The sequence below is a fragment of the Halomonas citrativorans genome, from assembly GCF_900163645.1.
Classification (GTDB): domain Bacteria; phylum Pseudomonadota; class Gammaproteobacteria; order Pseudomonadales; family Halomonadaceae; genus Vreelandella; species Vreelandella citrativorans.
In genome coordinates this window covers 191,532-203,713 of sequence record NZ_FUKM01000057.1, presented here as the reverse complement: position 1 = coordinate 203,713, position 12,182 = coordinate 191,532, and the positions used below count along the sequence as shown (strand labels likewise).

Below are 12,182 nucleotides of genomic sequence, written 5' to 3'. Positions count from 1 at the left end.
ACCATTAGCATAGCGACCCATTGCAAGACCATAAAAATAATCTACTGATGAGGCTTTCCATGACTCCCATACGGCTTTCCAAGCGCCCGCTAGCTCTGTTAACCGCGGCTGCGATCTTACCCTTTGCACTACTCTCAACACATGCCTACGCCGAATGCGAACGCGGCGATCTTGATGCGCTTTACTGTGACGAAAATTCCGATATGGTCGCGGACCGTCCCGCCGATGAGGCGCAATGGCTAAATCCCGACACGCTTATCTTTGCCTATACCCCGGTGGAAGATCCAGCCATCTATTCCGATATATGGCAGCCCTTTATCGACCATCTGTCAGAGGTGACCGGCCGCGATGTGCGCTTCTTCGCCGTCCAGTCCAACGCGGCTCAGGTGGAGGCAATGCGCAGCGGGCGACTGCATATCGCGGGCTTTTCTACCGGTCCCACACCCTTTGCAGTCAACCTGGCAGGTGCAGTTCCCTTTGCATTAATGGGCTCAGATAGCGGCCAGTTTGGCTATACCCTACAGCTTTTCACCCATGCAGACTCCGACATCCATGAACTGGAAGACCTGAAAGGTAAGCGGGTTGCCCATACATCACCCACTTCTAATTCAGGCAATCTGGCACCTCGGGCACTACTGCCCGAACTGGGTATAACACCTGACGAAGATTACGAAGTGGTCTACTCTGGCAGCCACGACCAATCCATGCTGGGCGTCGTGGCGCGCGATTACGACGCCGCCCCGGTGGCCTCGGAAGTGGTTGATCGGATGGCCGCGCGCGGGCTTTACGATACCGACGACGTCCGCATGATTTTTGAATCCGACCGCTTCCCCACCACCTCCTACAACTACGCCTACAATCTGCATCCGGACCTGGTCGAGAAGATCGAAGAGGCCTTCTTCAGCTTCGATTTTAAAGGCACAGAGCTTGGCGAAGAGTTTGAGGGTGTCGAGAAGTTCATTCCCATCAATTACAAGGATAACTGGCAGGTAATTCGCACCATCCAGGCTGCCAATGGCGTGAGCTATACGCCTGACAATCTGGAAGAGTAAAACGTACCGCGCCCGTGTGGCGCGGTTTGTTAGCTACCGATGGAAGCGAAAACATGCTGGAAATCAAGAATCTGGTCAAACGGTATGGCCGCGACAAAGCCGTGCTAGAAGGTCTCGACCTGAAGGTTGAGGGCAATAGCGTGATATCGATTGTGGGCGCCTCCGGCGCCGGTAAAAGCACCATGCTGCGGTGTATCAATCGCCTAGTGGAGCCGACTTCCGGCTCCATTACCCTCAACGGTACCGAGCTTGTGCATCTCAAGGGCGCTGACCTGCGCCGTGCGCGTCGCAAGATCGGCATGGTGTTTCAGGGCTTCAACCTGCTGGACCGCCTGACGGTAATGGAGAATGTGCTGGCCGGACGGCTGGGCTACGTGAATCTCTATCAGGCAATTACCCGCCGCTACCCGCAGGCGGATATTGAGCGCGCCTTTATGCTGATGGAGCGTGTGGGCATTGCCCACTACGCCAACAAACGCGCCGATGAGCTTTCCGGTGGCGAGCGCCAGCGGGTAGGCGTGGTACGGGCGCTGATGCAAGAGCCCGAAGTACTGCTGGCCGACGAACCCACCGCTTCGCTTGACCCGCGCACCTCCGAGCAGATCATGATGCTGCTGCAAAGCCTTGCAAGCGAGCTTTCGCTGCCGGTGCTGATCAACATTCACAACGTGGCCCAGGCCAAAACCTACACCGAGCGCATTGTGGGTTTGCGCCACGGCAAGATGATTTTTGATGGCGTGCCAAGTGATTTCAATAAAGACGCGCTGGACGCCATTTACGGCGGCATCGAAGCGCCGGACGATGCGATAAGCGACGCCCCATCAGAGGAGCGCGCCCATGACCCCGCCTGAGGCTTTATCCAGCACGCCGCGCACCTGGAAGAAACCGCCGTTCATTGCCAATCCTCTACTTCGTTACGGGCTGATCATCGTCGCGGCGGTGTATCTGGTGTGGGCATTTGGTTCGCTACCGTTCAACTGGGCGCGCATCTCTGAAGGATTGCCCCGCGCCGCGCGTATCTTCAGCGGCGGCTTTCCGCCCAACCTTGAGCGCTACGAACTTCTCCTGACCGGCTTCAAGGAGAGTTTTCAGATCGCCATTCTGGCCACCCTGCTGGGCGTCTTCCTGTCGATCCCTTTTGCCGTGATGGCAGCGCGCAATATTGCGCCCATGCCGATCTATCTGATTGGCCGTGCAGTCATCATTATCTCGCGTAGCTTTCACCCGGTGATCGTGGCGATTCTGTTCGTTGCCGCCGTAGGATTTGGGCCGCTGGCAGGCATCTTGACGCTCACGCTCTACTCCATCGGCTTTGTCGGTAAGCTTCTGGCCGAGGAGATCGAGGAGATCGACTGGGGCCAAGTAGAGGCCATGCGCGCCGCCGGGGCCGGGTATCTAGCCACGCTCTTCTACGCCGTGTTCCCGCAGATTCTACCGCGCCAGGTAGGGCTTTCCATGTACCAGTTGGACAGCAACCTGCGGGCGTCTGCCGTGGTGGGCATCGTGGGCGCCGGCGGCATTGGCGGCACGCTGATGAACGCCTTCGGGCGCTATGACTATGACTTCGCCTTTGCGATCCTGCTGGTCATCATCGCGGTCATTTTACTCAGTGAAGGCATCAGCGGCTGGGTGAGGAAAAAAATATGGTAGATCACGCACAGAAACTCGCCGACCACGTCTGGCAGCGCTACGACACCAAGGAACGTCTTATTCGCTTTGCCGTGCTGCTCATCACTCTGGTGGTGGTGGTATGGGCGGTTCGCGATATCGATATCTTCTGGCCTTGGGTGTGGGATGCGCCCAACCAGATTTCCGGGCTGGGCGCGCGCATGTGGCCCCCCAGCGCCACCGGGCTTGGCAATATCGTGAATGCCCTGATCGAAACGGTGCACATCGCCACGCTTGCCACCTTCCTGACCATCTTTCTGGCATTGCCGGTGGCCTATATCGCCGCGCAGAACACCACGCCCAACCGGGCCTGCCTGTGGCTGGGCCGGTTCATTCTGGTGTCCAGCCGCTCGGTGAACACCATCATCTGGGCGCTCTTGTTCGTGGCGATCTTCGGCCCCGGCGTGCTGGCAGGCATTCTCGCCATTATGTTTCGCTCTATCGGGTTTATCGGCAAGTTGATGGGCGAAGCAATCGAAGAAATCGATAAGCGACCGGTCGAAGCCATGGAAGCCACCGGCGCCTCCAAGGCCAAGGTGATTGTCTATGCCATCGTGCCACAAGTGATGCCGGCGTTTTTCGCCATCGTAATCCTGCGCTGGGATATCAACATTCGCGAATCTACCGTGCTAGGACTGGTGGGCGCAGGCGGTATCGGGATGATTCTACAAGGCGCGATTGATACCTTTGCCTGGCCTACCGTGGCGACCATCCTGATCGCGATTATTGTGCTAGTGCTGATTGGTGAGGCAATAACCAGTCTCTTACGACGTAAAGTGCTCTAGTTTGACCGAATGCCAAACGCTTGCCATGGTTAATACATCCCTAACGGCATGAAGGACGTTGACTGATGACAACCTATATCGTGGTAGCAGATGCCGCTCGAGCACGCATTTTCACTCGTGACTTTCTTCATCTGAAGGAGAAAGAGAGCCTGGTTCATGCCGAAGGGCGCCTGCATGAGGGGGATCTGATTACAGACAGTGCAGGTGCGGATGTACATGAGTCCATGTCATCAAGTTCACGTTCGTCTGCCGAAGGGGGGGCAGCGTTAAAGCATGAGAACGAACTGTTTGCCAAAGAAGTTACCAAGTGTCTGTATAACGCCCGCGTCAATAATAGTATGGAAAAGCTGATTATCGTCGCACCACCCAAATTCCTGGGCCTACTGCGCGAAAAGCTTGATGCGCCAACCCAGAAACTGGTAACGCATACGCTGTCGAAAGATCTTAGCAAAGCGTCACTTAACGACATCCAGGAAGCCGTTAGCGACATGCGGTAAATAATTTCTGGCAATGATGGGGTTTCTACTAAAGTAGTGGTCGCTTTTGCCGATATGCTAATAATTCTTAATCTGTATGCAGCAGCGCAGCATACATTAGCTTATCGATAAAGAGAGCGACCATGTTTTCCTCCCTTCGTGTACGTATTCTTCTGGCCGCTCTTGCAGCGATCACCCTTGGCTTGATAATCAATGGCGTGGTCAACTACGCAACGGTAAAACATCACAACGATGAACAGATAGCACGTAACCTTAAAGCGGTGGTCAGCGGCAATGCCAAAGCCTTGAACGAGTGGTTTAACGCTCGACTGGATATGCTGGAAAGCATGGAAGCAGCGGCCACCAGTAATGCCCCCGGCCCGGCACTTCGTCAGTTCCTTACCTCAGGTGGGTTTATTTCCACCTATATTGGCTACCCTGGCGCGGGGGAGATTACCTATGACAACGACTTTCAGCCCCCAAGTGGCTACGACGCACGAGAACGCCCTTGGTACAAAGCGGCAGTCAGCGCACAAGAAGCGATTATTACCGCGCCCTATATTGACGCTCAAACTCACGAGCTGGTGGTCACGTTCGCTCGCCCGTTCTACCTTAATGGTGAACTGACTGCCGTGGTAGGTGCTGATATTCCTATCAGCAACATCGTCGAGACAGTGACAGGCATTTCACCGACCCTTTCAAGCTTTGGCTTTCTCACCACCCACGATGGCACGCTGGTCGCCCACCCCGATGCTGACTTGATACTGACGCCAGTGTCAGCCATTAACGAACAGCTTACGGCAGGCTCCATCAATCAATTAATGAGCGCTACCACGCCCCTGCCTCTCGCCCTGCAAGGCGACAACAAGCTATTGCTAGGCCACGTGATTGGCGGTGAAAACGGCTGGCGCCTTATTGTCGCGTTGGACGAGTACGAAGCCACCGCAGGATTACGCGCCATTGCTACCTCTTCCCTTATTATCCTGGTGGTGGTCGCGGTTATAACGGCCCTCGCCTTTGGCCTACTGCTGTCGCTACTGCTGCGCCGCCTGTTGGGTGTGCGTAACGCCATGGACAATATTGCCTCTGGTGAGGGGGACCTGACCCAACGCCTGCCTGAAGAAGGCAATGATGAAGTCACCCAAATCGCCCACTCTTTCAATCGGTTCGTCGCCAGAATGGATGAGGTGATGCTGACCATTCGCGACAGTAGTCAGTCGGTACAGACTGCCGCCAATGAAATTTCCATGGGCGGACAGGACCTATCTCGCCGCACCGATAATGCCGCATCCAGCCTGCAACAAAGCTCGGCATCTATTGAAGAAATCACCAGCACCATTGAACACACGGCAGAGGCTGCACAACAGGCCAACCAGCTTTCAATGAATGCCTCTGAAGTAGCCAACAAAGGCGGTCAAGTAGTTGATCAGGTAGTGATCACCATGGGCGACATCTCGGCAGCGTCGCATAAAATCAGTGATATTGTGTCACTGATGGACGGCATTGCTTTCCAGACCAACTTGCTAGCCCTGAATGCCTCCGTTGAAGCAGCCCGTGCCGGTGAGCATGGCCGGGGCTTTGCGGTCGTGGCGGATGAGGTTCGTAAGCTTGCACAGCGCAGCAGCGATGCTTCCAGCGATATCAAAACGCTGATTGATACCTCGCACCAAACGGTCACCAACGGCACCGAACTTGTTCAAAGCGCCGGTGCCACCATGCGTGACATTGTGGAGAGTATTACCCGTGTCACCGATGTGTTGGGTGAGATTGGTGCCGCCACACGCGAGCAGAGCGACGGCATCCATCAGGTCAATATCGCGGTGGCTGAGCTTGATCGCATGACCCAACAAAACGCCGCGATGGTGGAAGAGTCCACTACCGCTGCCGAGCATCTAAAAGAGCAGTCACTCCGCCTTTCCGATGTCGTTGGCGGTTTCACCCTGTCAAACGGTTCAGCATCCCAACATGGTCGGCTTATACCGCCCTCTCCCACCCTCGCGTCACGCCATAGTTAATCACGCCATAGCTAATCACGGCATGGCTAGTCACGGCATAACCAAGTACTGAGAGCAATAAAAACATGAACTTCAAGTCAGTCCGTACGTTAATTACCCTCCTGGTAGGCGGCTGTATCCTGCTGGTGGTGGCGGCATTGGTGGTCTATTCGCTGGTTGCCAATGAGCGCTCTCAGGCGCTGGTAGAAGACCAGACCAAAGAGCTGCTTGAGCACAATATCGAAGCACGCTTAACGGCGGTTGCCTCAGCGCAGGCTGAGCTTATCCAGGGTCAGTTTGAAAAAACCCTCAAGATTGCCGAAAACCTGGCCGCCACCAATGCCATGCTGGGACAGTTGGATAACAACGGCCGACCGGCACTGAACCTCAGCCGCCGCGAAATTTCGCTGCTGGTACGCCAAACGGTGATCACCAACCCCGAAATATTGGATGCCTATATCGGCTGGGAACCAAACGCCTTTGGCCTGGATGCGCGGTTTGCCGGGCGTGAAGGACTTGGTTACGGGGACGATGGGCGCTTTCGCCCTTGGTGGCATCGCACCGGTAACGGTGATTTAGCCGCGCTTCCGCTAAGCGACGCGATGGAGAGTGAGGCAATCCAGGCAAGCGGCGTGCGTAGCGGCGAGTACTATTTATGCCCACGTGAAACGCTAGCCCCCTGCGTCGTTGACCCGGCGCAGTTCGATTACGACGGCAAGCTCACGCTGGTCACCTCGTTCAATGCCCCTATTGTTGTTGATGGAGAGTTTCGTGGCGTTGCAGGCGTTGATTATACGGTCGACTTTATTCAGTCGATACTTAACGATGCCAACCAAACGCTATACAGCGGCGCGGGCGAAATAGCGCTTATCGCCTCGCAGGGAGGCATCACGGCCTACACCAGCGATGCCTCCCTGGTTGGAAAATCTGTAAACGAAGCCTTTGACTCCTCTCTACAGACGCATATTCGCCGTGCTCAACAGGGCGACGTAGTCCGTAACGTTGACCAAGGGCAGGGGATGATCGAACTCTATTGGCCTTTTACCATCGGAGGCACTGAAGCGCCTTGGGTATTGATGCTTCGCTTACCCGAGCAAGCCGTGTTTGCTGGCTTAAACAACATGCAGGAGCAGATGCAAGAGCAACGCACGGCCTCCATGTTGAGCATGCTGGGCATGGGGCTCGTCATCGCGTTTCTGGGCTTGTTGGCCAGTTGGGTGCTGGGTAGCAGCATTTCTCGCCCGCTGCGAAACCTCGCCGAGCGTATGCGCGCCATCGCCTCGGGCGATGGCGACTTAACCCAGCGCCTGCCGGTGCGTGGGCGCAATGAAAGCGCCGAACTTGCCATCCAGTTCAACGCCTTTGCGGTCAAAATCCACGATGTACTGGTGGATGTACGCGCCAGCAGTGAATCCGTTCATCATGCGGCCAATGAGATTACCCAGGGCGGCCAGGATCTTTCTCGGCGCACCGACCAGACCGCGGCCAGCTTGCAACAAACGTCCTCGGCCATGGAGCAGATCAGCAGCACCGTCGGCCATACCTCCAGTGCCTCCCAGGAAGCCAGCGGGCTTTCTCAAACAGCCTCACAGCTGGCCTCGCGGACCAATTCGGCATTTGAGCAGGTGGTGGTCACAATGGATGACATTCGCACTACCTCGGCTGAAATTCAGGAAATTGTGACCGTGATTGACGGCATCGCCTTCCAGACCAACCTGCTGGCCTTGAACGCGTCGGTAGAAGCGGCGCGTGCGGGTGAACATGGCCGTGGGTTTGCGGTGGTCGCCGATGAAGTCCGCAAACTGGCGTCTCGCAGTAGCGACGCCGCCGCAGATATCCGCCAGCGCATTGATGCCTCAACGGGCAAGGTGGAAAGTGGCACCCAACTGGTCCGGGGCGCTGAAACGGCCATGCATGAGCTGGCGGACAGTGTCACACGCGTCACCCAAATGCTGGCCGAGATAAGCACCGCGGCAAGCGAGCAGAGCGACGGCATCAGCCAGGTCAGCATCGCCGTGACCGACCTGGACCAGATGACTCAGCAAAACGCGGCGCTGGTAGAAGAGTCCACTACTGCTGCCGAGCAGCTCAAGGATCAGTCTGAACGGCTCTCGACATTAGTCGGTGGCTTTACGCTTGAAGCCAGCAACACTTCTTCTCGCCATCAGTTGCCGCCTCCACCCTCTTCGTCCTACTAACCCATCAGTGGCGGCGATAGGTTGCTATATCGCCGCCGTATTGGGTGGATACCGGTTATATCCGCGCCATTGAACATCCAAAGCCGACGAGCGAAGATATTACACTCACGAAGGCCTTACCCCTTGCTTTCCTTATTAATGAGGCTCTACTCATGCTGTCGTCCCTACGCTTGCGCATTCTGGTAATCACGTTGGTTGTGATCACTCTGGCGTTAACCATCAACGCTTTTGTCAGCTATTCGACCCTACAAACTCATAACGACGAGCAGGTCGCCCAGCAGCTCGAATCCATCGCACAGGGTAACGCGCTAGCCATTGAGGAGTGGGTGGCCGCCCGTGCAGCCATACTGGAAGCAGCGCGCACGCCGGTGATTGATAACGACCCGCTCGCACCGCTGGTGCAGCTAGCGGAATCTGGCGGGTTTCTGGCGGCGTTTTTTGGCCAGCCTGATGGCAGCCATCTCTCGTCCGATGGCTGGATACCCGGTGATGATTATGACCCGCGCCAGCGCGACTGGTACCAGGCGGCGGTGGCCCAGGATGGCACTATCGTTTCGCTACCCTACGTGGATGCCAACAGCAATCAATTGGTCGTTACGTTCGCAACACCGGTCAAACGCGATGGCCGTCTTTACGGCGTCATCGGCGGTGATGTGGTGATTGATAATCTAGTTAGTCAGGTCAACGCTATTCAACCCACCCCATCAAGCTTCGCTTTCCTGAGTAGCGGTGGCGAGACGGTGATTGCGCACCCTGATGCGGCGCTAACGCTTGCGCCGCTAAGCCAAATCAGCAACGCCTTAACGCCTAGCGCCCTTCAACGACTGAGTGCCACCCAGGGCGCTTGGGAGCCTATTGACGTGAGCGGCCAGACCAAACGTTTGTCTGCGACGTCTATTGCCGGTACCGACTGGGAGCTAGGTGTCGCGCTTGATGAGTATGAAGCGACGTCTGGCCTGCGCGCTATTCTGAGCTCTTCGCTGATCACTCTGCTAGCAATCATCGCCGTGACGGTGCTGCTGCTAAGCCTGTGGCTCAAACGTGCTTTTTCTGGCCTTGAACGAGCGCGGGACGCGCTGGACGATATTGCCAGCGGCGAAGGAGATCTGACTCGTCGACTTCCCGAGCATGGGCGTGACGAAGTCGCTCAGATAAGTGGTGCCTTCAACCGTTTTGTCGGCAAAATGGAAGCTGTGTTGATAGATGTACGCACCAGCAGCGTATCGGTGCATCACGCAGCGAATGAAATCGCCATGGGTGGTCAGGATTTATCCCGCCGCACCGACAACACCGCGGCCAGCCTGCAGCAAACGTCGGCGTCTATTGAAGAGATCACCAGCACCGTACAGCACACCGCTGCCTCGGCTCAGGAAGCCAACAAGCTCTCGCAGACCGCCTCAGAAGTCGCCAATGAAGGCGGCCAAGTGGTCGCGAATGTTGTCACCACCATGGAAGACATTACCCGCGCGTCCGATAAAATCGGTGACATCGTTACCTTGATGAACAGTATTTCGTTTCAGACCAACCTTCTGGCACTCAACGCCTCGGTGGAAGCCGCCCGCGCAGGCGAACATGGGCGTGGTTTTGCAGTGGTCGCCGATGAGGTACGCAAGCTGGCCAGACGCAGCAGCGAAGCGGCCAACGATATCCAAAAGCTGATCGAAGATTCACAAAGCAAGGTCAATAACGGCACCACGCTTGTTCGTAATGCGGGGACCACCATGAAGGATATTGTGGCCCACATCACGCGCGTCTCGGACGTACTAGAAGAGATAAGAGCGGCCACCAGCGAGCAAAGCGACGGTATCAACCAGGTCAACATTGCAGTTGCCGAACTGGACCGCATGACCCAAGAGAACGCCGCCATGGTGGAGGAGTCCACCACCGCCGCCGAGCAGTTAAAAGAGCAGGCCGATCATTTGGCCACCACCATTGGTAGCTTTAAGTTATCGCAGCACGCATCAGCACCCCTGGCATTGCACTCGCCCAACGCTGTGACCGCGCATTGAATGCTTAAGGCACCGGCGGCAGCTCAATATCGTCACTGCGTTTAGCGCCTGCGGTCATTTCGCGGCACAAGCGCAGGAACTCACGCACGCCCGTGGTGAGGTATTTATGGCGGTGCCAGATAAAGGTGAACTGACGCTTTAGATCCAACTCCGGCGTGGGAAGCGGTACCAGGCTTCCTCGCCGGAAGGCATCACGTAGCGCCAGCCGTGAGACACAACCGATGCCAAGCCCCGACTCTACCGCCCGCTTAATCCCTTCCGTATGTTCAAGCTCCAACAACGTATTAAACCGGCTGCGCCGGTGGCGTGCGGCGTGCTCTAGTGTCATGCGGGTGCCTGACCCCTCTTCGCGCATGATCCAGTCTTCGCGCAGCAGTTGCTCAAGCTCAAGGTGCTCTTTTCCCGCCAGCGGGTGGCGCGGCGAGCAGAAAACACACAGCTCATCCTCAACCCAAGGCTGGCTGATGATCATTTCGTCATCGCACTGGCCTTCAATCAGGCCCAGATCCAGTGAATGCTGGCGCACGCCCTCAATAATGTGGCGCGTATTGCGTACCGAAAGGCGCACCCGGCTGCCTGGGTAACGCTGCATAAAATCACTGATCAACAGCGTGGCCAGGTAGTTGCCAATGGTTAATGTGGCCCCCACATCCAGCGCTCCAACGCCTTGCTGGCCGCGAAGAAGCTCTTCGATCTCCTCGCCGCGGTCAAGCAGTGCTACCGCCTTGGGCAGCAGTTGAAAGCCCAGCGCATTTAATTTTAACCGCTTTCCCATGCGGTCAAGCAGTTGGCAGTCGAACTGACGCTCAAGCTCGGCAAGCGCCGTGCTGGTGGCCGATTGAGACATGGCCAGCGCACGCGCCGCTTGCGAGACGCTCTCGTGCTGAGCGACCGCGACAAAGACTTCCAATTGCCGGAGGGTATAGTGCATACAGGACCTATATCGATTTTAAAGATAAGTGTTATCAATATAATTCGCTTAACAGATATATCACCTTTACTTAGAATTGATGACAACATATTTTATGATTTTTATTCTTTTAAAGAATATAGATGCTGTGATTTCCGGCCAGCATCGCTATAGGGAGACATTGGTATGAGTAAGTTTGCTCTGGAAGAAGTTCTCAGCGTTCACCACTGGAACGATACCCTGTTTAGCTTCCGCACTACGCGCGAGCGCAGCCTGCGTTTTAAAACCGGCCAGTTTGTCATGATCGGTCTGGAAGTGAACGGCAAACCGCTGATGCGTGCTTACTCCATCGCCAGCCCGAACTATGAAGATCACCTTGAGTTTTTCAGCATCAAGGTGCCCGATGGCCCGCTGACCTCTCGCTTACAGCATCTGAAAGTAGGCGATCAAATCATGGTCAGCCGTAAGCCGACCGGTACGCTGGTGTGCGACGACCTACTGCCGGGCCGCAACCTGTATATGCTCTCGACCGGAACGGGCCTTGCACCGTTTATGAGCCTGATTCAGGACCCAGAAGTGTATGAGCGCTATGAGAAAGTCGTGCTGGTACACGGTGTGCGTGAAGTTTCTGAGCTGGCCTACGCTGATTTTATTACCAAAGAGCTGCCTGCCCACGAGTATCTGGGTGAAGATATTACCAATAAGCTGGTCTATTACCCCACGGTAACGCGTGAAGAGTTCCATACCATGGGCCGCTTAACCGACCATATCCGCAGCGGTAAAATCTTCGAGGATACCGGCCTTCCGCCGATCGACCCGCGCCAGGACCGTGCCATGATTTGTGGCAGCCCCGCGATGTTGGATGACACCAGCGCGCTGCTGGATGAGCTGGGGTTGAATATCTCACCGCGCATGGGGGAGCCGGGTGATTATGTGATCGAGCGTGCGTTTGTTGAAAAGTGATTGCTGGTGAGTCGTGAAGAGTGAGGTGTGAATATAGTCGAACCTGATCACTGCCCCCTCATTCGTCACTCGCTGATAAAAAGCCCTGCGGAGATACTCCGCAGGGCTTTGATTCATGACTTACTAC

10 protein-coding genes are annotated in these 12,182 nt (G+C 56.0%); 9 read left to right on the top strand and 1 reads right to left on the bottom strand.

Annotation, left to right across the window (positions count from 1 at the left end):
* Positions 1-59 precede the first annotated feature (59 nt).
* From phnD to CZ787_RS14775, 8 genes are all read left to right on the top strand, one after another.
* Complete coding sequence (phnD, locus tag CZ787_RS14810; protein WP_087110576.1) at positions 60-1,052, top strand: phosphate/phosphite/phosphonate ABC transporter substrate-binding protein; 993 nt, start codon at positions 60-62, stop codon at positions 1,050-1,052.
* 53 nt (positions 1,053-1,105) lie between these two features.
* Positions 1,106-1,903 carry a phosphonate ABC transporter ATP-binding protein gene (phnC, locus tag CZ787_RS14805; RefSeq protein ID WP_087110574.1) on the top strand — a complete coding sequence of 266 codons (798 nt, stop codon included), beginning with the start codon at positions 1,106-1,108 and terminating at the stop codon, positions 1,901-1,903.
* Positions 1,890-2,702: a phosphonate ABC transporter, permease protein PhnE gene (gene phnE / locus CZ787_RS14800; protein ID WP_087110573.1), complete on the top strand. Its 813-nt coding sequence runs from the start codon at positions 1,890-1,892 to the stop codon at positions 2,700-2,702. The genes phnC and phnE (CZ787_RS14800) overlap by 14 nt, the downstream gene beginning before the upstream one ends.
* The gene (gene phnE, locus CZ787_RS14795; RefSeq protein ID WP_087110571.1) at positions 2,696-3,505 is read left to right on the top strand and encodes a phosphonate ABC transporter, permease protein PhnE; all 810 of its coding nucleotides are present in this window, start codon (positions 2,696-2,698) and stop codon (positions 3,503-3,505) included. Before phnE (CZ787_RS14800) ends, phnE (CZ787_RS14795) begins: the two co-directional genes overlap by 7 nt.
* A 65-nt stretch (positions 3,506-3,570) precedes the next feature.
* Complete coding sequence (locus tag CZ787_RS14790; RefSeq protein ID WP_087110569.1) at positions 3,571-4,002, top strand: host attachment protein; 432 nt, start codon at positions 3,571-3,573, stop codon at positions 4,000-4,002.
* Between the two features lie 122 nt (positions 4,003-4,124).
* Positions 4,125-5,996 carry a methyl-accepting chemotaxis protein gene (locus CZ787_RS14785; protein ID WP_087110567.1) on the top strand — a complete coding sequence of 624 codons (1,872 nt, stop codon included), beginning with the start codon at positions 4,125-4,127 and terminating at the stop codon, positions 5,994-5,996.
* Positions 5,997-6,061: 65 nt separating this feature from the next.
* Positions 6,062-8,173, top strand: coding sequence for a methyl-accepting chemotaxis protein (locus tag CZ787_RS14780; protein WP_087110564.1), 2,112 nt, complete (start codon positions 6,062-6,064; stop codon positions 8,171-8,173).
* Between the two features lie 152 nt (positions 8,174-8,325).
* Complete coding sequence (locus tag CZ787_RS14775) at positions 8,326-10,182, top strand: methyl-accepting chemotaxis protein (protein ID WP_087110562.1); 1,857 nt, start codon at positions 8,326-8,328, stop codon at positions 10,180-10,182.
* A 4-nt stretch (positions 10,183-10,186) separates the two neighbouring features.
* Here the strand turns inward: CZ787_RS14775 and CZ787_RS14770 are convergent, their stop codons facing one another.
* Positions 10,187-11,113: a LysR family transcriptional regulator gene (locus CZ787_RS14770; RefSeq protein WP_087110560.1), complete on the bottom strand. Its 927-nt coding sequence runs from the start codon at positions 11,111-11,113 to the stop codon at positions 10,187-10,189.
* Positions 11,114-11,278: 165 nt separating this feature from the next.
* Here CZ787_RS14770 and CZ787_RS14765 point away from each other — a divergent pair, with 165 nt between their 5' ends.
* Positions 11,279-12,055, top strand: a complete 777-nt coding sequence (locus tag CZ787_RS14765; RefSeq protein ID WP_087110558.1) for a ferredoxin--NADP reductase — start codon at positions 11,279-11,281, stop codon at positions 12,053-12,055.
* Positions 12,056-12,182 lie beyond the last annotated feature (127 nt).

Excerpts from the sequence above, each read along its gene's own strand:
- phnD (WP_087110576.1), top strand. The coding sequence starts at position 60 with ATGACTCCCATACGGCTTTCCAAGCGCCCGCTAGCTCTGTTAACCGCG.
- CZ787_RS14780 (WP_087110564.1), top strand. The coding sequence starts at position 6,062 with ATGAACTTCAAGTCAGTCCGTACGTTAATTACCCTCCTGGTAGGCGGC.
- CZ787_RS14770 (WP_087110560.1), bottom strand. The coding sequence starts at position 11,113 with ATGCACTATACCCTCCGGCAATTGGAAGTCTTTGTCGCGGTCGCTCAG.
- CZ787_RS14765 (WP_087110558.1), top strand. The coding sequence starts at position 11,279 with ATGAGTAAGTTTGCTCTGGAAGAAGTTCTCAGCGTTCACCACTGGAAC.
- phnC (WP_087110574.1), top strand. The coding sequence starts at position 1,106 with ATGCTGGAAATCAAGAATCTGGTCAAACGGTATGGCCGCGACAAAGCC.
- CZ787_RS14775 (WP_087110562.1), top strand. The coding sequence starts at position 8,326 with ATGCTGTCGTCCCTACGCTTGCGCATTCTGGTAATCACGTTGGTTGTG.
- phnE (WP_087110571.1), top strand. The coding sequence starts at position 2,696 with ATGGTAGATCACGCACAGAAACTCGCCGACCACGTCTGGCAGCGCTAC.
- phnE (WP_087110573.1), top strand. The coding sequence starts at position 1,890 with ATGACCCCGCCTGAGGCTTTATCCAGCACGCCGCGCACCTGGAAGAAA.
- CZ787_RS14790 (WP_087110569.1), top strand. The coding sequence starts at position 3,571 with ATGACAACCTATATCGTGGTAGCAGATGCCGCTCGAGCACGCATTTTC.
- CZ787_RS14785 (WP_087110567.1), top strand. The coding sequence starts at position 4,125 with ATGTTTTCCTCCCTTCGTGTACGTATTCTTCTGGCCGCTCTTGCAGCG.